General features: G+C 72.3%; 17 protein-coding genes. 6 read left to right on the top strand and 11 right to left on the bottom strand.

Going from position 1 to position 23253, the window contains the following annotated elements; genetic code table 11:
- Positions 1-53 precede the first annotated feature (53 nt).
- Both SHK19_RS13265 and SHK19_RS13270 read right to left on the bottom strand, forming a co-directional pair.
- Positions 54-1370, bottom strand: coding sequence for a GDSL-type esterase/lipase family protein (locus SHK19_RS13265; protein ID WP_322936504.1), 1317 nt, complete (start codon positions 1368-1370; stop codon positions 54-56).
- Between the two features lie 59 nt (positions 1371-1429).
- Positions 1430-2395, bottom strand: a complete 966-nt coding sequence (locus SHK19_RS13270; protein ID WP_322455433.1) for a GlxA family transcriptional regulator — start codon at positions 2393-2395, stop codon at positions 1430-1432.
- A 93-nt stretch (positions 2396-2488) separates the two neighbouring features.
- Here SHK19_RS13270 and SHK19_RS13275 point away from each other — a divergent pair, with 93 nt between their 5' ends.
- Positions 2489-2641, top strand: a complete 153-nt coding sequence (locus tag SHK19_RS13275) for a hypothetical protein (protein WP_322455434.1) — start codon at positions 2489-2491, stop codon at positions 2639-2641.
- A gap of 78 nt (positions 2642-2719) precedes the next feature.
- Here the strand turns inward: SHK19_RS13275 and rpsA are convergent, their stop codons facing one another.
- Positions 2720-4222 (bottom strand): 30S ribosomal protein S1, encoded by a 1503-nt coding sequence (gene rpsA / locus SHK19_RS13280; RefSeq protein ID WP_322455435.1) that lies wholly within the window; start codon positions 4220-4222, stop codon positions 2720-2722.
- A 171-nt stretch (positions 4223-4393) separates the two neighbouring features.
- On the opposite strand from rpsA, the gene SHK19_RS13285 reads away from it, so the two are divergent.
- From SHK19_RS13285 to SHK19_RS13295, 3 genes are all read left to right on the top strand, one after another.
- Positions 4394-5236: a class I SAM-dependent methyltransferase gene (locus SHK19_RS13285; protein WP_322455436.1), complete on the top strand. Its 843-nt coding sequence runs from the start codon at positions 4394-4396 to the stop codon at positions 5234-5236.
- A gap of 138 nt (positions 5237-5374) precedes the next feature.
- Positions 5375-6073: a class I SAM-dependent methyltransferase gene (locus SHK19_RS13290; RefSeq protein ID WP_322936506.1), complete on the top strand. Its 699-nt coding sequence runs from the start codon at positions 5375-5377 to the stop codon at positions 6071-6073.
- Complete coding sequence (locus SHK19_RS13295; protein ID WP_322936507.1) at positions 6070-7008, top strand: hypothetical protein; 939 nt, start codon at positions 6070-6072, stop codon at positions 7006-7008. The genes SHK19_RS13290 and SHK19_RS13295 overlap by 4 nt, the downstream gene beginning before the upstream one ends.
- Before the next feature lie 52 nt (positions 7009-7060).
- Here the strand turns inward: SHK19_RS13295 and SHK19_RS13300 are convergent, their stop codons facing one another.
- The 7 genes from SHK19_RS13300 to SHK19_RS13330 all read right to left on the bottom strand — a co-directional run bounded on the left by SHK19_RS13300 (position 7061) and on the right by SHK19_RS13330 (position 17884).
- Positions 7061-8038: a DUF3068 domain-containing protein gene (locus SHK19_RS13300; RefSeq protein ID WP_322455439.1), complete on the bottom strand. Its 978-nt coding sequence runs from the start codon at positions 8036-8038 to the stop codon at positions 7061-7063.
- A complete protein-coding gene (locus SHK19_RS13305) occupies positions 8035-9282 on the bottom strand; it encodes a glycosyltransferase family 4 protein (RefSeq protein WP_322936508.1) in 1248 nt (415 codons plus the stop codon). Before SHK19_RS13305 ends, SHK19_RS13300 begins: the two co-directional genes overlap by 4 nt.
- Positions 9283-9298: 16 nt before the next feature.
- Complete coding sequence (locus SHK19_RS13310) at positions 9299-10135, bottom strand: glycosyltransferase (protein WP_322936509.1); 837 nt, start codon at positions 10133-10135, stop codon at positions 9299-9301.
- Between the two features lie 102 nt (positions 10136-10237).
- A complete protein-coding gene (locus SHK19_RS13315; protein ID WP_322936510.1) occupies positions 10238-10375 on the bottom strand; it encodes a hypothetical protein in 138 nt (45 codons plus the stop codon).
- Complete coding sequence (locus SHK19_RS13320) at positions 10372-12105, bottom strand: hypothetical protein (protein WP_322936511.1); 1734 nt, start codon at positions 12103-12105, stop codon at positions 10372-10374. Before SHK19_RS13320 ends, SHK19_RS13315 begins: the two co-directional genes overlap by 4 nt.
- Entirely contained in the window at positions 12102-13850 is a 1749-nt protein-coding gene (locus SHK19_RS13325) for a hypothetical protein (RefSeq protein ID WP_322936512.1), read from the bottom strand. The genes SHK19_RS13320 and SHK19_RS13325 overlap by 4 nt, the downstream gene beginning before the upstream one ends.
- Positions 13847-17884, bottom strand: a complete 4038-nt coding sequence (locus SHK19_RS13330; protein WP_322936513.1) for an alpha-(1->3)-arabinofuranosyltransferase domain-containing protein — start codon at positions 17882-17884, stop codon at positions 13847-13849. The genes SHK19_RS13325 and SHK19_RS13330 overlap by 4 nt, the downstream gene beginning before the upstream one ends.
- A 108-nt stretch (positions 17885-17992) precedes the next feature.
- Here SHK19_RS13330 and SHK19_RS13335 point away from each other — a divergent pair, with 108 nt between their 5' ends.
- Positions 17993-19279: a lipopolysaccharide biosynthesis protein gene (locus SHK19_RS13335; RefSeq protein ID WP_322936515.1), complete on the top strand. Its 1287-nt coding sequence runs from the start codon at positions 17993-17995 to the stop codon at positions 19277-19279.
- An 83-nt stretch (positions 19280-19362) separates the two neighbouring features.
- The gene (locus tag SHK19_RS13340) at positions 19363-19779 is read left to right on the top strand and encodes a hypothetical protein (protein WP_322455447.1); all 417 of its coding nucleotides are present in this window, start codon (positions 19363-19365) and stop codon (positions 19777-19779) included.
- A gap of 755 nt (positions 19780-20534) precedes the next feature.
- Here the strand turns inward: SHK19_RS13340 and polA are convergent.
- A complete protein-coding gene (polA, locus tag SHK19_RS13345; RefSeq protein WP_322936516.1) occupies positions 20535-23225 on the bottom strand; it encodes a DNA polymerase I in 2691 nt (896 codons plus the stop codon).
- Positions 23226-23253: the final 28 nt, after the last annotated feature.

Here is a 23253-nt window from a genome sequence, read left to right on the forward strand (position 1 = left end):
GCGAGCAGCCAGCGGGTCCCCTGCCGGAAGTGGGCCCAGGCGTGGCGCGGATGTTACTCGCAGCTTCCGGCCGACCTGCCCCGCAAGACCCTGATCCGCTCCGCCTGTCCGGCGACGTCGCGGTGCCAGGCCCGCACCCGGAACTGCCACGCGGGAACGTTCGGCAGCCGCTCCGCGATGAACCGCGGCCGTTGCGTCGAGCCCAGGGCTCGCCAGCCGGAAGGGGTCCGTCGAGCCACGGTGTAGCGCGTCGCAAATGCCGGCTCCCGCCAGGTGAGCGTCGTGCAGCGCTGCCGCGGCTCCGCCCGCAGTCGGGACGGTGCCGCCGGCGGCCGGAACGGGACCGCCGTGATGATGTTGGAGAACACTGCTCCGTCCGGCGCGTCGTCACCCTTCATCGGCTGCAGCCGGTACCGGTATCGGTGGCCGTTGGTCAGGTAGTGGGCGGTCCAGGTCACCCCGGTGACCGGGAACGGGAACCGGTGCCACCGTTCGTCCGCTGTGACGTCCCTCCCCCAGACCAGCTGTGCCGTCGCGCCGGGAGGACCGGTCCACGCGAGCGTGATGAAGCCGTCGCCGGCGACGGCGGTGACCTCGGCACCGCTCCGGGGTCCGACCGGCACGGCGGGAAGCGGTCGAGAGGCCGGCGGACCGACGCCGACCTCGGAGAGCCCGTCAGCGACGGCGGCCGCGATCTTGACCTCACCCTGCGCATTGGGGTGAGAGGTGTCCCAGGTGTCTGCGTCCGACGCGTATCGCGCGGCCGTCCGTGCCACGACGACCTGGCCCGTAGCGTCATCGACCTCGGAGGCGACGTCATCGAGGAGGTCGTTGAACTCGGTCACGCCGGGGAACCAGGTCTGGGTGGCCTCGGCGAGCACCACGTCGACCTCCAGGTCGGCCGCGTGCACCTCGTCGACGAGCTCAACGGTCCGACCGGCAACGGCCTCCGGTGAAGCGCCGTACAGCAGGTCGTTGACGCCCAGCATCACCACCACCACGTCCGGTCGGTGGTCCTCCACCAGCCGGCCGGCGGGGACGTCAGGGACGAACGCCTGCATGCCCCAGCGGGCGGCGTGATCCTTGTCGAACCGCGGGTCGGCGTATGCCATCGATCCGGGCTGGTCGGTGAGGTTGTCCCACAGGTCGCTGCGCGGTCCGACGAAGTCCACCGGCACCCCGGCTGCGACGAAGTGTCGCCAGAGCCGGTACCGCCAGGTCCAGTCTCCGGAGGACCCCTGGGTCACCGAGTCGCCGACCAGCAGGATCCGGACCGGGTCCGGCGACGTCGCATCGACGGCGCGTGCCGACGGTCCCGGCCCCAGGCCGGCGAGCAGCATCACGCCGGCCAGTCCCAGTGCCGCGCGCATTCGAGAGCCCTCCCGCGCACGAGACTAGGTGGTCGGCTGCGGGGCCGCTGGGTTTCGCCTCAGGCGGTCGCCTCGGTGGGTGCCGGGCAGAACGTCCGCCGGTACTGCAGCGGACTCACGCCGCGGACCCGCTGGAAGTGGTGCCGGAGCGCGGCGGCGTTGCCGAAGCCCACCTCGTTGGCGATCCACTCGACCGGCTGCTCGGTGGTCTCGAGCAGCTCTTCGGCGGCGGCGACCCGCTGCGCGGTCACCCAGCTGTGCGGGGTCGTGCCGGTCTCGTCGCGGAACCGCCGGGCGAAGGTGCGGGGTGACATCAGCGCACGCCGCGCGAGCGAGTCGACGCTGTGCTCCTCGGCGATGTTCTCGAGGATCCAGGTCAGCAGCGGCCGCAGGGTGTCGGCGTCGCAGTCGGGCACCGCGCGAGCGATGAACTGCGCCTGGCCGCCGTCGCGGTGCGGGGGTACGACGGCGCGCCGGGCGACCATGCTCGCCACCGCAGCGCCGTACTCCTGCCTCCAGATGTGCAGGCAGGCGTCCAGGCCGGCCGCGGTTCCGGCGCTGGTCACGACCTGGCCGGTGTCGACGTACAACACCTCGGGCACGACCTTGGCCTCGGGGAACCGGGTCTGGAGCTCCTTGGTGTACATCCAGTGCGTGGTGCACTCGCGGCCGTCGAGGAGGCCGGCGGCGCCCAGCGTGAACGCCCCGCTGCAGACGGAGAGGATCCGGGCGCCCCGGTCGTAAGCCTCACGGATGGCGTCGATCACCGGCCCGGGCGCCAACCGACCGCGCGGCGTCGCGGGGACAGCCACGAGATCGGCGTCCCGCACCCGCTCGAGGCCCTCGTGGACCTGGAGCGAGAAGCCCATCGACGTGGGGATCGGGTCGGGCGACTCGGCGCAGACGGCGAACTCGAGCTTCGGGACACCGTGCGCGGTGCGGTCGAGGCCGAACGCCTCGCACAGCACGCCGAGCTCGAAGGGGGCGACACCCTCGAAGGCCAGAACGGCCACGTTGGTCAGCATCCGCCCATGCTGGCACCTCAATGGCAGAAAATCAACGTAGTCCGGCATTTCTGCCACTGGTGGCAGGATTCCATCACGGGCAGACTTTCTGCCATGACCTACTTCATCCTCCTCGTGATCGTGGCAGCCGTCGCAGCCACGGTGCACGCGATTGTGCGCGACGACCGCGGCCAGCTGCCGCCCCCCACCTCCCACTCCGTCGACCAAGCATTCCGCCCGCCCGCCAGCCTGCTCAACCGGCGCTGACCCGCCGCAGGGCTGACAACGCGAACGGCCCCCACGTCCTCGGACGTGGGGGCCGTTGTTGCGTTCAGCGTGCGGCGATCAGGCGCTGCCGCCGGTCAGCTTCTCACGGAGCGCCTGGAGCGCCTCGTCCGACGCGAGCGAGCCGCCCGCGTCCTCGGCCACCTCGGTCTCGTCCGAGGCCGCGCCGGCGCCGGAGGAGTACGTCGTCGCCTCGCCGGCCTCGATCTCGGCCTGCTTGGCGTCGGCCTGCTGCTTGACGTGCGCCTCCCAGCGGGCGTGCGCCTTGGCGTACTGGTCCTCCCAGAGCGCGCGCTGGTCCTCGAAGCCCTCGAGCCACTCGCCGGTCTCCGGGTCGAAGCCGTCGGGGTAGACGTAGTTGCCCTGGTCGTCGTAGGTCGCCGGCATGCCGTAGAGGGTCGGGTCGAACTCCTCGACGTCGGAAGCGGCGGGGTTCTCGTTGGCCTGCTTCAGCGACAGCGAGATCCGGCGACGCTCGAGGTCGATGTCGATGATCTTGACCATGACGTCGTCGTTGACCTGGACGACCTGCTCCGGGATCTCCACGTGGCGCTCGGCCAGCTCGGAGATGTGGACCAGGCCCTCGATGCCCTCCTCGACCCGCACGAACGAGCCGAACGGCACCAGCTTGGTGACCTTGCCGGGCACGATCTGACCGATCTGGTGGGTGCGGGCGAAGTGCTGCCAGGGGTCCTCCTGCGTCGCCTTGAGCGACAGCGAGACCCGCTCGCGGTCCATGTCGACGTCGAGCACCTCGACGGTGACCTCGTCACCGACGGTGACCACCTCGGACGGGTGGTCGATGTGCTTCCACGACAGCTCGGAGACGTGGACCAGGCCGTCGACTCCGCCGAGGTCGACGAACGCACCGAAGTTGACGATCGAGGACACGACGCCCTTGCGGATCTGGCCCTTCTGCAGCTGGGTGAGGAAGCCGTGGCGCACCTCGGACTGGGTCTGCTCCAGCCAGGCGCGGCGCGACAGCACCACGTTGTTGCGGTTCTTGTCGAGCTCGATGATCTTCGCTTCGAGGGTCTGACCGACGTACGGCTGCAGGTCGCGCACGCGACGCATCTCCACCAGCGAGGCGGGGAGGAAGCCGCGGAGCCCGATGTCGATGATCAGGCCGCCCTTGACGACCTCGATCACGGTGCCCTCGACGACGCCGTCGGCCTCCTTGATCTCCTCGATCGTGCCCCAGGCGCGCTCGTACTGGGCGCGCTTCTTGGACAGGATGAGGCGGCCTTCCTTGTCCTCCTTCTGGAGGACCAGGGCCTCGACCTTGTCGCCGACCGAGACGACCTCGGACGGGTCGACGTCGTGCTTGATCGACAGCTCGCGCGAGGGGATGACGCCCTCGGTCTTGTAGCCGATGTCGAGCAGGACCTCGTCCCGGTCGACCTTGACGATGGTGCCATCCACGATGTCACCGTCGTTGAAGTACTTGATGGTCTGGTCGATCGCGGCCAGGAAGTCCGCCTCCGAGCCGATGTCGTTGACCGCCACCTGAGGGGCGTCGTCGTCGTATCGGCTGGCCAGCGGGGTCGAGAGGGTGCTCGTCATATGGAGAGGTCAGTCCTTGGATGGGCAGATGTAGAGGGCATGGAACGACCGCGGTCGGGAGACCGCAGACTTGTCCAGGGTACGCGGCCGCCGACGCCGGAGTCCAACTGAGCCCGGTTCCAGCGACGGCGGCCGTCGCCGGCTCCGGGCTCGCGGCGTACCCTCTCCCGCGTGGAGCAGGCTGGGCAACCCAGGCAGGAGCACTGGCCCCATCCGCCGGTGACCGCCCATCGGCGGGCAGTGTCCGAGGACGAGTCCCGCCAGGCCAACGGCCCGGACTGGGACCGCTACGCCGACGAGTACCAGGCGACCCACGGTGACTTCCTCGGGGACGTGGGGTTCGTGTGGGGCCCCGAGGGCCTGACCGAGGCGGAGGCGGGCGTCCTCGGCACCCTCGCCGACCGCGACGTGCTCGAGGTCGGATCCGGTGCCGGTCAGTGCTCGCGGTGGATCCGCAGCCAGGGCGGCCGGGCGTTCGGCCTCGACCTCTCGCACCGTCAGCTCCAGCACTCCCGGCGCATCGACGACGCCACCGCCATCGCGGTGCCGAGCGTGCGGGGCACCGCGACCGCGCTCCCGTTCGCCGCGTCCAGCTTCGACGTGGTCTTCTGCGCCTTCGGCGCCCTCCAGTTCGTGGCCGACATCGAGCAGGCGGTCGCGGAGACCGCGCGAGTGCTGCGTCCCGGCGGTCGGTTCGCGTTCTCGATCACCCACCCGACGCGGTGGATGTTTCCGGACGACCCCACCGAGGAGGGGTTGACGGCGAGCCAGTCCTACTGGGACCGGACGCCGTACGTCGAGGTCGACGACACGACCGGAGTCGTCGCGTATGTCGAGCACCACCGCACGCTGGGTGACTGGGTCGGCCTGCTCGCCGCCGGTGGGTTCCGGCTCACCACCCTGCTGGAGCCGGAGTGGCCGGCCGACCACGACCGGCTCTGGGGCGGGTGGTCCGCCGTGCGCGGGCGGGTGACGCCGGGCACGGCGATCTTCGGGGCCGACCTCCTGGGTTGAATGGGCCGAGCGTGTCTTCGGAGGAACCGCCCGGCATTGGGCAGGCCGTCGTCGGCTCACGGTCGGGTGACGGGCGGCACCTCCGCCCGCCACGCTGCCGGCCGCGTTGAACGGGCCGGCCTCCCCTAGAGTCACGGGGTGGACGACGAGGAGATCGCCAAGTCGGCGGCGCTCGAGCAACGGCACTGGTGGTACGCCGAGCGCCGGGCGATGGTGCGACGTACGGCCTCGCGCTGGCCGGCGGGGCGGGCGCTCGACGTCGGGTGCGCCGGGGGCGGCAACACCGCCGTGCTGCGGGAGCTCGGGTGGTCGGCGACCGGGCTGGAGTACTCCGCCGCCGGCGCGGAGATCGCCGCCTCCCGCGGCCTGGCCGTCGTCCGCGGCGACGCCACGGCGATGCCCTTCGACGACGCGACGTTCGACCTGGTCATGTCGACCGACGTGTGGGAGCACATCGAGGACGACGGTGCGGTCGCGAGCGAGACCGCCCGGGTGCTGCGGCACGGTGGCCGGGCGCTGATCGCCGTCCCGTGCAGCATGAAGCTGTGGAGCGGCCACGACGTCGCCCTCGGGCACGTCCGCCGCTACGAGCGCGACCAGCTCGCGGCGGTGGTCTCGGGCGCCGGCCTCGAGATCGAGGACATGTGGTCGTGGAACGTCCTGCTGCGGCCGGTGGTGCGGGCCCGGCGGCGGAGGCGGAGCGAGGCCGAGAGCGAGATGGACCCGGTCCACCCGGTCCTCAACGCCGGGCTGCGGTCGGCGGTCGCGCTCGAACGGGTGTTGCCGCTGCGCCGGCTGCCCGGCGTGAGCCTGGTGGTCTCGGCGCGCAAGCCGTGACCACGCCCACGACCGGGCACTGGGTCGCCGACCCGTCGATCGGGTGGCGGATCCTGCTGACGGCGACGCTGCCCGACCAACCGCAGGTCGACGACACCGTCCGAACGGCAACATCGACCGCCGAGCTGCGTCGAGCGTTGGTCGCGCCCGATCCGCAGCCGGTCGTCGTCGGCGTCGCCGGCCACGACCTCGTGGTGTCCGCCCACCACGCCGCCGTCGACGGTCTCGGTCTGTTGCGCATCCTGGAGCAGCTCGGCCACGGGCCCGTGACGTCATCGGCGCGCGGCGTGGGCGATCGCTCCGCCGGCCACGGGTACGCCGGCACGGTCGTCCGCCGGCTCGTCGAGGCTGCGCTCCGCCCACCAGCCCGGATCCCTCCGCAGGGCCGCGGACCGGCGGCCGGCGACGTCATGGTCGAGATCGAGCTTCCCGGCTCGTTCCGCACGGGGCAGATCGTGCACGCCGCCGTCGCGGCGCTCGCCGACCTCGGCGCCGGACCGCATGTCGCCGTGGCGGTCGGCGTCACCCGCGACCCGGATCCCAACGGGTTGATCGAGGACCGGAGCGCCCTGCTGCGGCTGCGCGACGTCGAGCGGCTCGAGCTGCCCGAGATCGAGCGTGCCCTGCGGGAAGCGCCTGTCGAGCGCCCGCCGGGCACCCGGTCCGGCAGTGTCAACCGGGCGGCCGCGATCGCGATGCGACTGCTGGCGCGCCGACTCGGGTCGACGCTGCTGGTCTCCCACCTGGGCGAGGTGACCGCGCCGGCCATCGACCGCCTGGTGTTCCACCCGGTGACGGCCGGGGGCACCGGCATCGCGCTCGGCGCGGTGGGTCATGGCGGCCGCACGGTCCTCACGCTGCGTGCGCGTGCGGCCGACTGGCACGCCGACGGCCTCGAGCGAGTGCTCGAGGCCGTCGGGGGCAGGCTGGCCTAGCCTCGGGGCTGCCAGCCCGCCCGCCCCCTCCTCGGGAGGTCCAGTGGCTGCGTCAGGCCGAGACCAAGGGCCGGTCCTGGTGGGTGTCCTGGTCGGCGTCGCTCGACAGCCGCTTGTTGAAGATGAGTCCGAGACCGAGCAGCACGCCGCCGAGCACCAGGAGGATGACCGGGTACAGGACCCGTGCCCCTCCGAGGAGCGACGCCTTGTTGTCGACCTTCTCCACGTTGTCGTCGACCTGGGCGTCGGTGTACTCGACGGTCCCGACGAAGGCAGGCACCCGCACGCCGTCGTACACCAGCTCCTGGGTGCGCTCCTCGACCCGGTCGATGGGCGAGCCGGTGACCGGCTCGACGTAGAAGGTGCGCGTCATCGCGTAGACCATCTCGGCCTGGACAGACGGCTCGTCCGATCCGAAGACGGAGCCCGGGACGTCGCGGGTCTCGATCACGGTCGGCTCGATCTCCTGCACGAACTTGTAGACGGCGACGCCTTGGACGTCCTCTTCACCCTCGTACGTCGCGGGGAAGCTCTCGCCGAGGGTGCCGTCCCACTGGTCGTAGTCCTTGCGCTCTGTGTTGAACGGGAACTTGTAGACCTGTCCCTCGAACGTCGTCGACACCCGCTCGGCGCTGTCGTCCGCGATGTCCCGGACCTCGATGAACTGGTCGCACTCCTCGCAGTCGACCGCTTCGCCGGTCACCTCGTCGAAGGCCACCTGCTCTGTCGCCTTCTGGAACTCGGTGCCGTCGCCGCGCTTGATCGTGGTCAGGTTGACCCACACCACGACGCCGTCAGGTGCGTCGGCGCTCACGTTCTCGTGGGTCTTCGAGGTGATCGAGAGATCGTGGGTCTCAGGCGCAAGGACGTCGAGACTGGAGTTGAACACCTGAGCGTCGTTCGCCTCCAACTTCGTGGTACTGCTGTATCCGGCGGGCACCTTGGCGAGCGCCGGGTAGGCGTAGAAGCGCACCAGGCCCGCGGCCACGATGAGGAACACCCCCAGTCCGACGAGAACCGGTCCGATCATTCGACGCATGCAGTTCCTCCAATTACGGCCACGCGTTCTTCTCGCGGGCGGTGTTGAGCGTCGGGCACGGTGGTGCTCGCCGCGGGTTCGTTGATGCCCAGCTCGCCGGTGACCAGGTCGAGCGCCTGCCGGCGCATCTCCGACCAGTCGAACCGGTGGGCCCAGGCCTGGCAGGCCTGGAAGTGGCGGGCCCGATCCGCCGGGGCCGCGGTCTCGGCCAGTGCTGCGCGCACCTGGGCCGTCAGGCGGCGGCCGACCTCCTCGAGGTCGTCGGCGTCGGGCACCAGCCAGCCGGACTCGCCGGCGACCACGGAGTCGCGGAGGCCGGGGACGTCCCTGGCCACTGTCGGCACGCCGTGTCCGGCTGCCTCGACCACGGCCTGGCCCCATCCCTCTGCATCGGACGCGCAGACGTGGACCGAAGCGCGCGCCAGGAGCGCCGCCTTGGTGTCGTCGTCGACGAAGCCGTGGAAGGTCACCCGATGGGCGAGGCCGAGCCGGGCGACGAGGCCCTCGAGCTCGCGTCGCTCGGGTCCCTTCCCGATGACGTCCAGCCGGAGGCGGGGGTGGTCCGTGCGCAGCGCGTCGAGGGCGCGGATGACCAGGTCGACCCGCTTGTGCGCCACGAGCCGGCCGAGCACGGCGATCCGGTCGGGGTCCTTCGCCTCCGGGTCGCCGGCGCCGAGCGGCGGCAGGTCCGCTCCGTTGGCGAGCAGGCCGACGGATCCCTTCCAACCGAGCTGTCGGCGCATCTCTTCGGCGGTCGAGGCCGACACGGCGACGACCCGGCGGCGGCGGTAGACCATCGGCATCGGCACCCGCTCGAGCCACCGGCCGAGCGCAGCGACGGGCGCGGGGAAGTGCGTCGAGAACTGCGCCTGGTGGACGTGGTGCATCACCAGCACCACGGGGGTCCGGCGGCGCAGGAACAGTGGCGCGAAGGACGGCAGACCGCACGAGGGGTCGATCACGGCGTCGACCCGGCGGCGCCGGGCGAGCAGCCGCAGCGCCGTGTGCGGGTAGAACGAGAACGGACCCCCGCGCCGGCGTACGACGATGCCGTCGCGGACGACGGTCGCCTCCTGGCCGGGCTCGCGGGCGGTGAGGAACTCGACGTCGGCACCACCCTCGCGCAGCGCGCGAGCGAGCTCCCAGGCGTAGATCTCCGACCCGCCGGCCAGCGAGTGCTCGGTGTCGCGCCAATTGACGATCGCCACCCGCCGTCCGGCGAGTGGGGTCGACATCGGCCGGATGGTCATCTCAGGCCTCACCCAGCAACGACGCGGCGGCCGGGACGGCCAGGGCGACCGGCAGGGCGACGGGGGCGGGAAGCGGCATGGGGGACTGCGACCGCGCCCCGACGGTCGCCCTGCCGGCGACCGGGGCGCCGAGGTGCCGCGTGCGCCAGGCGATCGCAGCAAGCTCGGCGAAGGCGCCGGCACCGTGGCGGGCCGGCACGAAGGTGGACCCGGGCACGTCGGTCCAGGTCACGGGGATCTCGTCGATCCTGGCGCCGGCCGCGCGCAGCCGGACGAGGAGCTCGACGTCGAAGGAGAACCCAGGGGCGACCAGGTTCGTGGCGACCGCGCGGGCGAGCGCACCGTGCATCACCTTGAAGCCGCACTGGGTGTCGGCGACGCCCGGCACCAGACGGCGGGCCACGCGGCGGTAGCAGGCCGCGCCCGCCGTGCGGGTGCGGCAGCTGCGGACGTCGGCGACGGAGCCGTCGAGGCCGCGGGAGCCGATCACGACATCCGCGCCGAGGTGGAGGCGATGCCAGGCCGCGTCGAGGGCGGCAAGGTCGGTGGCGCCGTCGGCGTCCATGAAGGCGACCAGGTCAGCGTCGCTCGCGAGCAGACCGGCGCGGACCGCGGCGCCCTTGCCGCGGCGCAGGCAGCGGACGACCCGCACCGGCATCGCGGGAGTGGCCGCGGCGAGGGCGACCTCAGCCGTGCGATCGGAGCTGTCGTTGTCGACGACCAGCACCTCGACCCCGCCCCACATCGACGTACGGTCGGTGGCGAAGCGGCGCAGCGCGCGCAGCGTACGCGGCAGCCGCAGCTCCTCGTTGTACGCAGGAATGACGATATGAAGCATCCGGACCCTCCCAAGCCGTCAGCGTCGTGACCCGCCCCGCTCCCTTGGGGCACGTCGTGGTTCGGCTGTCCGCGCGCTCCCCGCTGCGGACGGCCGTGCTGACTACTGGCTCGAGTAGGTGTAGAGCTCGTTCTTGCTGACCGGCTCCTGGTCGGTCCCGCTCTGGTAAGCCTGGACTCCACCGACGAGCACGGCACCGGACGCCAGCGCGCCGACGATCGAAGAAATGATCACGTTCATGCGAAAGGTCCCCTCCCAAAGACCTTGCGACCCGGTGAACAGGTCGCGTGACCCGCATTGTGACGGAACGCACCTACCAAAAGCAAAACCATCGAAGCGGTGTGGCCGGTAACGATCAGGACAATTGTCCCGGAACTGTTATCACCGTAGATACCTCCCGGGGCCGACCCCGAGGAGGACAGCTCCACCAGGGAAAGCTCGTCGCCGTCGTACGCCAGGTCGCCCTCAGGCACGTCGATCCCGGGCCGGCCCTTCTCCACCAGCACCCAGCGCACGCCGAGCGACTCGAGCGCGGCTGCCGGATCGGCGGCATCCAGCGCGCGCCGTACCTCTTCCACCCGCGGGTCCTCGGCCGGCACGGCGCCGTCGTCGAGGAGGACCCGGTCGTCGACGAGCACCTCGCCCGGGAAGTAGCGCGGCGCCGGGTCGAGGACCGCGCGCCGGTGGTTCCAGTCGTAGCCGCGGTAGGCCCCCTCCCACGGGAGCACGACGACGCGCCCCGGGGCGTCCCCGAGCAGCGCCGCGACCTCCTCCCACTCCGCGGGGTAGGACGACCGCTCCAGCTCGCCCGCGGCCCCCCAGGCCAGACCGGGCAGCAGCAGCACGGGGGCCGCGACGATCAGTCCGACGACCGACCACAGTGCGCCACGACCCGGCCGGACCCGCTCCCGGACCGCGGTCGCCGCACCGGCTGCGCCCACCGCGAGCACCACGCCGAGCGGCGCGAGGAACCGGTGGGAGTCCCGCAGCAGCGCGAGCCCCGGCAGCCGCGCCGCCAGGTCCTCGAGCGCCTCGGCGCCGCCCGGCACGGCCGGGGCCGCCGCGACGGCGAGCGCCGCGAGTCCGAGCCCGGCCAGGCGCGGCCACTCCCCCGGGTGCTTCCTCACCGCGCGGCGGAGGCCGGCAGCGGCGGCGACGGTGAGCAGGCAGGAGAGGACGACCAGGGCGGCGCTGGTGCGGGCCTCGGGCAGGATCGACGTCTTCCAGATGCCGCCGAGCGAGACCAGGCTGGGCAGCAGCCCGGCACCGGACTCGCCCCGAGCCGCGAACGCGGCGAACACGCCCTGCGTCGACACGTCGGTCGCGGCCGCGGTGAGGGCGGGCACCACCCAGGTCAGGTTGCCGACCACCCCGACCGCGGCGGTGGCCATCCAGGTTCGGCGGTCGCGCGTGGTGCCGAGCACGGCGAGCACCGCCACCGCCATCACCCCGCTCGACGGACTGCAAACCGCCGACACCGTGACCGCGATCGCTGCCTCGGCCCACCCGTTTCGTGGCTCGTCACGGAGCCGGCGGGCGGCGAGGACGACCCACGGCAGCGCCAGGTAGCCGAGCAGGATGGCCCACTGGCCGATCAGCAGCCGTTCGTAGACCCAGGGGTTCCACAGCAGCAGGGTGATGGCGGCGGCCCGGGCGTACCACGCGTGCGCGCGGACGACCCGGCCGATGCCCACGCCGCCGAGCAGGAACCCGCCGACGAGCAGCCCGCGCTGGACCCAGCTGCCGGGCACGAACTGGGTCGCGACCGAGACGAGGGCATCCATCGGCACCGCCCGCGGCAGGGCGCCGTCGAGTCCGAGCCAGGCGGGCTTCCACGGCTGGTCGGGCACGAAGACCATGTCGCCGACGAGCCAGTACCCGCGACCGGCGAGCAACGGTCCGAACACCGCGAGCGCGAGCGCGGTGCTCCAGGCCAGGTCGACAACCGTCCCGCGGCCGGGCTTGATCACGGCTGCTCCGGGAGGCCGGCGAGGACGTCGGTCACGCAGACCTCGGCCCGGCCGTCACCCACCAGCCCGATGTCGGTCACCGCGCCCGGGACGTCCGGCAGCACCAGCCAGAGCTCGTTGGGGCCGCGCCGGGCGAGGAACTCCTCGGTCCAGTCCTCGGCGCTCGCAGTCACGGTGGACTCGGCCCCGGCGTAGTAGCGGACCCGGAGCAGGACCCGGCCCTCCACCGGCAGCGCCATCTCGACGTCGACGGGCGTCGTCGACACCTCGTAGCCGCACTCGCCGTCCGGCCCCGCGACGCTCGACACCCCGCCAGACATCTCGACCTGCCCGAGCCGGCCGTCCGGCCCCACCGCACGCAGACGCGGGGACGGCTCGTCGAAGGCCGGCAGCTCGGGGAGCGGTCCGAGGATGACGGAGTACCGGTTGTCGTCGCCGACCAACGGCAGCACCAGCTCCTCGGGCGCCGGTCCGTCCAGGATGACCTGGGTGGGATCGGCCGCGAGGTCGTCGCGGAGATGGGTGATGAACGCGCGGTCCTGCGTGTTCTGGAAGTGCGGCACCAGCAGCGCCGTACCGAACGCCGATGCGACGCCGTACGCCGCCAGCAGCGCGCCGACCACGAGCGCACGGCTGCGCTTCGCCGCGAGTGCCGGCCACGAGGCGCCGCGGAGGCAGAGCGCGACGCAGACCACCGCGGCGTGGAGGGTGTCGGAGGAATAACGCGGGTCGAGGCCGATGACCTGCCCGAACCCGGAGCGGCCGGCGAGCAGGAGCCCGAGGTCGGCGGCGACGTACCCGGCGAGCACCGCCAGTCCCCAGCGGCGCGCCGGCCCGCCCCGCCACAGCAGCAGTCCGACGACGGCGACGACCAGCCCGATGCTCGCCACGGTGACCCAGGCTGCCGGGACCACCGCACCGCCGATCGTCCGGCCCGCCCACGGGCCACCGACCAGCCCCGGCACCACGCTCCGGCCGACGAACGACCACGACACCTCGACCTGCTGGCGCGCCGTGCCGCCGCCGCCCTCGACGTCGGTGAGCAGCCCGTGGACGACGAGGAAGCCCACCACCGCGCCCGCCATCCCGAGCCACAGCCAGCGGAACCGGCCCAGCGCGGCAGTCAGCCGCCGCCACCCGGTCGCCTCGTCCGCGAGCGCCACCGCGACGCCGAAGACCAGGGGCAGGATCAGCACCGCCCGCTCGTGCCAGAGGAGGGCGGCCGCGGTGACCAGCACGATGCCGACGCCGTTGACCCACGCGCTCCCGTCGCCCTGGCGCCAGCGGACGAGGAGCCAGATCGCAGCGAGGGAGCCGAGCACGTGCGGCCACAGGAACATCGCGGCGCTCCACCACAGCGTCGGCACCAGGGTCATCGGCGCCCACGCGAAGACGGCGAGCAGGACCACCCGCGACCACTGCCGGTCCAGCAGCCGCGACAGGATCAGCCAGACCAGCACCGTCGCGGCGAGGTTGACGGCGAGGATGGCGGTGGCGATGACCGGCCAGTCGTACGGCGCGTGGTGGGCGACCACCCACAGCGTCAGCTGCTGGAACGGGTTGACGTGACCGGCGAAGTCCGAGAACAGGAAGTCCCAGGAGAGGTCGGACCGGTAGGCCCGGCCGGTCATGTAGAAGTCGTCCTGGTTGAAGTAGGAGCCGGCCAGCAGCCGCCCGCGCACGACCAGCATCACCACGATCACGGCGATCGCGGCCGCGCCCTGGGGGCCTCGCCAGCTCCTCATGCCGTGCCCTCGCCCGCCGTGAGCCGCGGCGGCCGGCGCTGCGGCAGCCCGAGCACCAGCCCGGCCACCAGGCCGACACCCAGCGCGGCCGCGAGGTCGGCGGTGGTCTCGAACGTCTCCGGCCTGCCGAGCGCGTCGAGCAGGCCGGACAGCGCGATCAGGGCGCCACCGGCGCCCGCGACCCGAAGCAGCCACCGTCCACCGACCGCTCCCGCGACCACCCCGACCGCGGCGACCGGACCGAGCAGCAGCAGCGCGGCACCGACCGCCGCGGCCCACACCACACGGTCCGGCGCGTCGGCGGCCGGCCAGGCGACGTCCGGAGCGGCTGACGGGCGGCGTCCGCGGATCCTTGCGACGAGGCCCAGCACGGCGATCACCAGGGCGCCCAGCAGCAGCGCGCCGCTGACGGCCAGCCCGAGGGGCAGGATGACGTCGTACGTCGCCTGCGGGCGGTAGCGAAGCTCGACGGTGACCTGCTCCCCCGCCGGCAGCACCCAGCCCTGTTGCCACCCGTCGACCCGCACCGGCGTCAGCTCTTCCCCGTCGACCTCGGCGACCCAGCCGTCGTTGTAGTTCTCCGGCACCGAGAGCAGGGTCTCCTCGCCGGCACCGACCTCCGCGGTGCGCTCCGAGCCGTCCCAGCGCTCGATGCTGACCTCCCGCCGCGGGGAGTACGGCGGCAGCGGCCCTCCGCCCGCCCGCAGGTCGATGACCTCGAAGTCGGCAGTCGGCGTCGCGTGCAGCCGGTGCTCGCCCTCCCCGACATCGATGTCCACGGGAGCGCCGGTCCTCTCGTCGCACGCCTCGAGCGCGAGCGGACTGCCGTTGACGACGTCGGCCATCGTCCCGGTCACCCGGGTCGCAATCTGCCGACCGTCGAGGGAGAGCACCGGACCGAGCCCGCAGACGGCGCCGGTCCGCAGCTCCGGATCGAACGGTCGGGTCACGTCGAGCCCGGCGATCTCGATTTCCGGGACGACCACGTGCGAGGCCTCCGGCGGCTTCTCGAAGCGCACCACCAGGCGATGGGTCCGCACCCGTTCGAGCGCGATCTTGGTGTCGCCGCTGAGCCTGACCCGCTGGGTGCGGCCGTTCGCCGTGACCACGGCGCCCACGGGGGCCTGCTCTCCCGACGCGACGGTGATCCCGGTGATCGTCCGGAGCTTCCGCCACCGGAACGTGAGCGTCGGGTAGAGATCGCCGTCGTCGGAGACCCATGCCGTGGTCCGCTGGCCGTCGTACGCGAACCGCGGGGCGACCCGCGGGTCCTGACCGTAGGTCGACGAGGCGATGATCGGAGGCCGGCGCTGGATCAGGTCGAGGAGCCGGGCCGCCTCCGGCGTGCTGCGCGCCACCACGTGCCCGGTGAGCGACACCTGCTGGCGCCCGTCGAGCGTGAAGGTGCGGTCCAGGCCGGCCTTCTCCTCGGAGACCCGGATCCGCGCGACGTCGCAGTCCGGGGCGCCGAGAACGACGAAGCAGGCGCGCCGGCCGGGCGTCGTGCTGAAGGCCCACCCCGCCGTGCCCGGGACGCTGCCGGGCAGGACGAGCGTCCGCTCCGGACGGAGCCCGTCCACGGCGACCTCGCGCAGACCGACCCGGGCACCACGGTCCGCGGTGGCCGCGGCGAGCACCCGGATCTCGACGCTGTCGACCTCGCTGCCGTCGAGCTCGACGACCGCCGGAGCACCCGAGGTGTTGACGCCGACGCGGATCCGCTGCGAACCGGCGACCACCTCGAGGGTCCGGATCGGCACCACCGCCGGGTCGTCCGCCACCGGCGTGATCGTCACCTCCCGGACCGGTCGGGCCTCGTCGAAGTCCAGCCGGAGCCACTGCTCGTCGGGCTCGCCGGCGACCGAGCTGACCCACTGGGTGTCGATGTCGCCGTCGACGGCCGCCGCCGGACCCGCCTGGACCAGGACCGGCCCGTAGTTGTCCGCATAGCCCTGTGCGGAGGAGGCTGTGACCGACGCGAGGCCGTCGTACCTCGCGACCACCTGGTCGCCCGGGCCGCCCGGGAAGTCGTGCGCGGCTCGGTCCACCCGCCACGGCTCGGTCGCGGTCATGATCGCGGAGAGCGACTCGTCGTTGTTGCCGAAGGCTCGCTCGCGCCGCTGGTCGCTGTCGGTCACCACCGTCGCCGCGCGCTCCCAACCCGGCTCCCCCTCGAGCACCGTCGGCGCGTCTGCCCCGACCAGACCGCCGCCCTCGACCGCGAGCACGCTCTCCGCCGCCCCGCGCACGGTGACCACGTCGTCTGCCGGCGTGGCCCGCAGCAGCGGCAGCTGGTCGGGGACCTCGAAGACCTCGACCTGGGCCGCTCCGTCCACGCCGCGGCCGAACCCGGCCACCCGCTCGAGACCCGCCCGCGCCAGCGAGACCGCGGACGCGCCGGGGTGAGGAGAACCGGTCACCCCGCGGAGCAGGTCACGGCGGAGCACGACGTGGGTGACCCCTGCGCGGGCCAGCTGGCCGACCAGCGCCTCGGTCGCCCGGCCGGTCGCGATCAGCTGGTCGAGGGCGGAGAGGTAGCGGATCGACTCCCCCGGTATCAGCGGGACCTGGCTCCGACTGACCATCGGCGCGTCACCGAGGATCGCCAGCGGCTCGTCGAGCGTCCAGCCCCACTCGTGCTGCGCGAACCGTGAGCCGGGGACGACGAGCGTCCGGCCACCTTCGACACCACCCGGGGCGTGCTCGGCCAGGTAGGACCGGGTGTCCTGCCAGTACGACGGGATCTCGTCCCAGCCGGGCGTCCGGGCGTCGGCCTGCAGGTAGGGCCGGCCGAGGACCAGCACCACCAGCAGCGGAGCCAGCAGCAACAGCCGCTCAGCCGTGCGGAGCCCTGGAGCACGCTCGACCAGCAGCTGCACTCCCCGGGCGACAGCACAGCCGAAACCGATCGCGATCGGCAGCCGGACCACGGGATCGATCTTGTGCACGTTGCGGAAGATCTGCAGCGCCCCGTCGAGGAGGCCGCGGACGACGTCCGCGACCGGCGCGCCGGCCGGTCCGCCGTGGGCGATGGTCAGGCATCCGAGGCCGAGCACGACCGCCAGCATCAGCGGTCGCTTGATCGCGCTGTCGAGGAGGGTCAGGCCGAGCAGACCCACCCCGGCCACGACAGCGGCGACGACGACCAGCACCGGGTCCGTCGCGAGATGGAACGCCGCCGGCCACCACGGCTGGTCCCCTGACACCAGGTAGGCGATCCACGACGAGTCGCCCCGGGACGCCTCGGACCAGCCGATGAGCGCGGTCGTGTCCTGCGCGCTCTCGACGTACTGGTAGAACGGCGGCGCGAAGCGCGCCAGCACCAGCAACGGCAGCGCCCACCACAGGCAACCGGCCACGACCGCGGCGAACCAGCCGACGGCGGCACGGACGCTGGTGAGCCTCCGCGTCACACCCCAGACGACGAGGATCATCGCCAACGGCAGGCAGGCCGCGGTCTCGACCGCATTGACCCCGCCCATGCACACGACCGCGGCGCCGCTCAGCACCGCCGTCCGCAGCGGTGACAGCAGCCCCCGCAGGTGGAGGATCACCACCAGCACCAGCCAGGGCATCACCGCACCCGGCAGCGACTCACCGGTCTGGACGGCGACGGTGCCGAGCAGCCGCGGCGAGAACGCGAACACCACACCCGCCAGCAGCGCGGGGAGGTCGCTCAGGCCGACCGCGCGCGCCACCCGGCGCGCGCCCTCGCAGGCGACGATCAGGATGAGCGCGGACCACAGCCGCTGGCTGACCCAGCCGGGAGTGCCGATCGCGTCGGTTAGGACGAACCACGCGCCCTGCGGGAACAGGTAGCCGTAGGCCTGGTTCTGGAACTCCCCGAGGTTGGCCTCCGGGTGCCAGAGCGTGAACGCGCCCGACAGGAAGCTGCCAGGTCGCTCGGTGAGCTCGGCACGGGTGTCGTAGGTCGTCGCGCCGGGTTGCTGGACGAGCATGAAGAAGGCGATGACGGCATAGAGGCACGACGCGATCGCCGCCCCCGTCGCCGATGCCTCCCTCGTGTCCCGCATCCGCCCTCCTCGATGGCGGAGGTCACTGTATTCGGCGGACCAACGACCTCCGGCATCACGGCACGGCCAGGTTCGGCGGGCGTGCGGGATGCCGTCTACGCTTCGAACGTGTCGAGCACCGTGGACCGCACGCAGCCCGGGGACACCACGTCCTCGTCGGTCGGCGGCTCACGCCTGCTCAAGGTGCTCCGCGGCAGCGCCGGCATCGCGATCGCGATGGCGGTCATGAACGTCGGAACCTACGCGTTCCAGATGGTCGCGGCCCGGTTGCTCGGCCCGAGCCAGTACGGCGCGGTCGCGGGCCTGATGGCGCTGCTGATGGTGCTGTCCGTCGTGCAGCTCGGCCTGCAGGCGACCGCGGCCCGCCGGATCGCCGCCGCACCCGACGACGTCGCCGCGATCGAGCAGACGGTGCTGACCACGACCTGGCGCGCCGCCCTCGTCCTCGGCGGGCTCGCCCTCGCCGCGTCCCCGGCCGTCTGGTGGTTGCTGCGCCTCGACGGGCTGCTGCCCGCGGTGCTGCTCGGGCTGTGCGTCGTACCCGTCACGGTCATGGGCGGCCAGGCCGGCGTCCTCCAGGGCGAGCGCCGCTGGCTGCCGCTGAGCCTGGTCTACCTCTCCGTCGGGGTCCCCCGCGTGCTGGTCGGCGGTCTCGCGCTCGCCATCTCCGCAACCGAGGCGAGCGCGATGGCCGGCGTGCTCGTCGCCTCGTGGCTGCCCGTCCTCGTCGGCAGCTGGGCGCTCCGCAACCGGAAGCACGGGGCCATCGTCACCGCCCACGACCGTGAGGTCCGCCGCGACGTACGCCGTGAGACCTACGCCAGCTCGATCGCCCTGCTCGCCTTCGTGGCCCTCTCCAACCTCGACATCGTCGTCGCCCGCCAGGTCCTCGACGACCACCAGGCCGGCCTCTACGCCGGCGGACTGATCGTCACCAAGGCGGTCCTGTTCCTGCCGCAGTTCGCGATCGTGATCCTGTTCCCGTCGATGTCCACCGCCGGCGAGAGCCGGGCCGCCGTCCTGCGCGGGCTCGCGTTCCTGACCGCGCTCGGCGCGGCCTGTGTCGCCGGCGCCTACCTGCTGAGCGGCGTCGCGCTCGTCTTCATCGGCGGCGACGACTACGACGGCGTGCAGGACGAGCTCTGGCTCTTCGCCGTCCTCGGCGGCCTGCTCTCCGTGCTCCAGCTGCTCGTCTACGCCGGTCTCGCCAAGCGCGGCCGCTGGACGAAGTACCTCGTCTGGCTCGGCGTGATCGCTCTCCTCGGTGCCGGCGCTCTCGCCACCTCGGTGACCGCCCTCGCTGTCACCGCTGCCGTCATCGACCTGGCTGTGGTGGCCTTGCTCGTCGCGCTCCAGGTGTTCCGCGGCAAGGCCGGTACCGAGACCCTCCGCTAGCACATTTTCCTCGCCAGCCGGCAGTCCCGGTGCGACGATGGAAGGCACCCCAGGAGGGATGCCACATGCTCCAGAAAATTTCCGTGGCCCTCGGACTAGTGATGGCTGCCTTGCTGCTGGCCGCACCGGCGGCCCACGCCGAGGACGAGATCACCATCAGGATCGCCAAGCAGGCCAGTCTGGGAGCCGACGGCAGGGTGATGATCACCGTCTTCGTGCGGTGCGGACCGCTGCCCGGTGCGGAGGACTTCATCGAGGCGCACGCCGGCGTCGGTCAGGCGAGGACCGGTGCGGGTGGCGAGGGCGGGCTCGACGGCACCGTCGTCTGTGACGGGGTGGAGCGTGTGCACACGGCGCACTTCTCCCCGTTGGACGGGGCGTTCCGGCACGGGCCGGCCGTGGCGAACGTCTCGATCTTCGCCTGCCGGCTGGTGGGCGACGACCAGGTCTGCTTCAGCGCCAACACCTCGCGCCGCATCATCATCACCGGCCGGCGGTAGTCGAGCGCGCGCTTCGCGCGCGGGGCTTCCGCGCTTCGCGCGGGTTGGGTTGGGTGGGTTATCGCCTAGTTGGGTGTGGCGGGCGGTGCGGTGGCCTTCTGGTGAGGGACGGGACCCCGAGCGGGCTGCAAACCGTGGCCTGCCGGCCTGGATGTGACACGGGCTGGATGTCCCCTGGCATGGGAAAGGGTGGATGGCGTTCCTGCGACAGGGCGGACGAAGAGAGGCCGGCAGGCCCCGACTTGCCCGCCCGGGGTCCCGCCCCGCACCGGCCACCGCACCGCCCGCCACTCCCACGGCTCAGTGGCGTTCGGGGTGGATGGGTTTCCCTGTGTCGGACGGCCGCTCGTGTGGGCGAGGACGACCGAACCCCGTGGTGGGTCCGTCCCTCCCAAGGCGCCGACCCGGATGACATGGGTGAGCCTCATCCACCCCGCCCCTCGAGCCGTGGGGGTGGCGGGCGCGGCCGACTTCGTGCGGTGCGGGGCGTGGGGCCCGGCGGGCAAGTCGGGGCCTGCCGGCCTGTGCTGATGGCCCCTGTCGCAGGAACCTCATCCGGCTTTCCCATGCCAGGGGGCATCCGGCCCGAGATGTGGGTCAGGCCGGCAGGCCACGGTTTGCAGCCCGTCGGGGCCCATGCCCCGCACCGCCCCCGACCGGCCGCGCCCGCCACACCCACCAGGCGACAACCCCCACACATCCCCGCCGCGAAGCGGCGGAGAACCCGCGCGCGAGCCCGCGGCAAAGACGCAGGACTAGTGCGCGGCCTCGTGCCAGCTCCTGCCCGTCCCGACCGAGACGTCGAGCGGGACGGCCAGGTCGGCGGCGCCGCCCATCCGCTCGCGGACGACGGTCTCGAGCGCGTCACGCTCCCCCGGAGCAACCTCGAACACGAGCTCGTCGTGCACCTGGAGCAGCATCCGCGACCGCAGGCCCTGCTCGTCGATAGCCTGTTGCGTGTGCAGCATCGCGACCTTGATCAGGTCGGCGGCGGACCCCTGGATCGGAGCGTTGAGCGCCATTCGTTCGGCCATCTCGCGCCGCATCCGGTTGTCGCTGGTGAGGTCGGGGAGGTAGCGACGGCGGCCCATGATGGTCTCGGTGAAGCCGGTGCGGCGCGCCTCGTCGACCACGCCGGCGAGGTAGTCGCGGATGCCGCCGAAGGTCTCGAAGTACTCGTCCATCAAGCCTCGCGCCTCGGCCGGCTCGATGCCCAGCTGCTGGCCCAGGCCGAACGCAGACAGGCCGTAGGCCAGCCCGTAGTTCATGGCCTTGATCTTCGCCCGCATCTCGGTGGTGACGTCGTCGGCCGGGACGTCGAACACCCGCGACGCGGTGGTCGAGTGGAAGTCGCGGCCCGACCGGAACGCCTCGATCAGGAGCTTGTCCTCGGAGAGGTGCGCCATGATCCGCATCTCGATCTGGCTGTAGTCCGCGGTCATCAGGGACTCGAAGCCGTTGCCGACGACGAAGCCCTCACGGATCCGGCGGCCCTCCTCGGTGCGGATCGGGATGTTCTGGAGGTTGGGCTCGGTGCTCGACAGCCGGCCGGTCGCGGCGATCATCTGGTTGAACGTCGTGTGGATACGACCGTCGGACTGCACCGTCTTGAGCAGACCCTCGATGGTCTGGCGGAGCCGGCTCACGTCGCGGTGCCGCAGCAGGTGGAGCAGGAAGGGGTGCTCGGTCTTGACGTAGAGCGCCTGCAGGGCGTCGGCGTCGGTGGTGTAGCCGGTCTTGGTGCGCTTCGTCTTCGGCATGCCGAGCTCGTCGAAGAGCACGACCTGCAGCTGCTTCGGCGAGCCGAGGTTGATCTCCTTCCCGATCACCGCGAACGCCTCTTCGGCTGCGTTGCGCACCTCGTCGCCGAAGTGTCCCTCGAGCGAGGTCAGGTGGTCGAGGTCGACCGCGATGCCGGTCTGCTCCATCCGGGCCAGCAGGTGCACCAGCGGCAGCTCGACCTCGGTCAGCAGCCGCGAGCCCCCGGCCCGCTCCAGCTCGCCCTCGAGTGCCGTGGACAGATCGATCACGGCGCGGGCGTAGAGCATCGCCGTCGAGGCGGCGTCGGCCGCTCCATCGTCGAAGAGCGCGCCCTGGTCGCTCTCTGCCTCGCCCTTGAGCTCGCGCCGCAGGTAACGCAGCGTGAGGTCGGCCAGGTCGTAGGAGCGCTGGTCGGGGCGGGCGAGGTAGGCCGTGAGCGCGGTGTCGCTCACGACCCCGGCGAGCACCCACCCGTGCGCCGCGAGCGCGAGCTCGGGACCCTTGGCGTCGTGGAGGACCTTCGGCCGGGCCGGGTCGGCCAGCCAGCCGGCCACCGCGGCCTCGTCGTCGGGACCGAGGCCGGTCACGCCCACGAAGGCCGCCTGGCCGTCGGCGACCGCGAAGCCGAGCCCGTCGACCGATCCCGTGCCGGCCGCCCAGCTGCCGCGCACGTGGAGGCCCACCACCTGGTCGCCGAGGCCATCGAGGAAGTCCTTGACCTCGCCGTCGACCAGGGTGCGGCCGGCCAGCTCGAAACCGCCCTCCTCGATCGGCTCCTCGTCGGCCAGCGTCTCGATGGTGCGGGTGCGGAGCTCGCCGCGGAACTCGAGCTCGTCGAAGAGGGTGAGCGCGGCCTGCCGGTCCCACGGCTGGAGCACCAGCTCGGTCGGCCGGACGCCGAGGTCGAGATCGGTCACCAGCGCGTTGAGCCGGCGGTTGCGGATGACGTCGCCGAGGTGCTCGCGAAGCGCGTCGCCCTTCTTGCCGGTGATCTCGTCGGCGTGGGCGATGACGTTGACGAGACCGTCGTAGGTGTTGAGCCACTTGGCGGCGAAGCCCTGGCCGACTCCCGGCACACCCGGGAGGTTGTCGGACGTCTCGCCGACGATCGCGGCGAGCTCGGGATAGCGCTCGGGCGGCACGCCGTACTTGTCCACGACCGCCCCGGGGGTCATCCGGGCGAGGTCGGAGACGCCGCGCATCGGGTAGAGCACCGTCGACCGGTCCGTGACCAGCTGCAGGGAGTCGCGGTCGCCGGTGAGGATCAGCACCTCCATGTCGGCGGTCTCGTCTGCGAGCGCCTGGGTGACCAGGGTCGCGATGATGTCGTCGGCCTCGTAGCCCTCGGCCTTGAGATAGGGGATGGCGAACGCGTCGAGCATCCGCTCGATCAGCGGGAGCTGGCTGCTGAACTCGCCCGGGGTCTTGTTGCGCTTGGCCTTGTACTCGGAGTACTCCGCCAGCCGGAAGGTCTGGCGGGAGACGTCGAACGCGACCGCGGCGTGGGTCGGCTGCTCGTCGCGGAGCACGTTGACCAGCATCGAGGTGAACCCGTAGACCGCGTTGGTGTGCTGCCCGGTCGCGGTCGAGAAGTTCTCGACCGGGAGGGCGAAGAACGCGCGGTAGGCCAGCGAGTGGCCGTCGAGGAGGAGCAGGCGCGGGCGCACGTCGGGAGACTCAGGCACCCGACGACTCTAGCCATCCCTGCCGACA

Source organism: Nocardioides bizhenqiangii (assembly GCF_034661235.1).
Lineage (GTDB): Bacteria > Actinomycetota > Actinomycetes > Propionibacteriales > Nocardioidaceae > Nocardioides > Nocardioides bizhenqiangii.

What these genes read in the sequence shown, in the direction of transcription:
- SHK19_RS13265 (WP_322936504.1), bottom strand. Translation starts at nt 1,370, where the DNA reads ATGCGCGCGGCACTGGGACTGGCCGGCGTGATGCTGCTCGCCGGCCTG.
- SHK19_RS13270 (WP_322455433.1), bottom strand. Translation starts at nt 2,395, where the DNA reads ATGCTGACCAACGTGGCCGTTCTGGCCTTCGAGGGTGTCGCCCCCTTC.
- SHK19_RS13275 (WP_322455434.1), top strand. Translation starts at nt 2,489, where the DNA reads ATGACCTACTTCATCCTCCTCGTGATCGTGGCAGCCGTCGCAGCCACG.
- rpsA (WP_322455435.1), bottom strand. Translation starts at nt 4,222, where the DNA reads ATGACGAGCACCCTCTCGACCCCGCTGGCCAGCCGATACGACGACGAC.
- SHK19_RS13300 (WP_322455439.1), bottom strand. Translation starts at nt 8,038, where the DNA reads ATGATCGGACCGGTTCTCGTCGGACTGGGGGTGTTCCTCATCGTGGCC.
- SHK19_RS13305 (WP_322936508.1), bottom strand. Translation starts at nt 9,282, where the DNA reads ATGTCGACCCCACTCGCCGGACGGCGGGTGGCGATCGTCAATTGGCGC.
- SHK19_RS13310 (WP_322936509.1), bottom strand. Translation starts at nt 10,135, where the DNA reads ATGCTTCATATCGTCATTCCTGCGTACAACGAGGAGCTGCGGCTGCCG.
- SHK19_RS13315 (WP_322936510.1), bottom strand. Translation starts at nt 10,375, where the DNA reads ATGAACGTGATCATTTCTTCGATCGTCGGCGCGCTGGCGTCCGGTGCC.
- SHK19_RS13325 (WP_322936512.1), bottom strand. Translation starts at nt 13,850, where the DNA reads ATGAGGAGCTGGCGAGGCCCCCAGGGCGCGGCCGCGATCGCCGTGATC.
- SHK19_RS13330 (WP_322936513.1), bottom strand. Translation starts at nt 17,884, where the DNA reads ATGCGGGACACGAGGGAGGCATCGGCGACGGGGGCGGCGATCGCGTCG.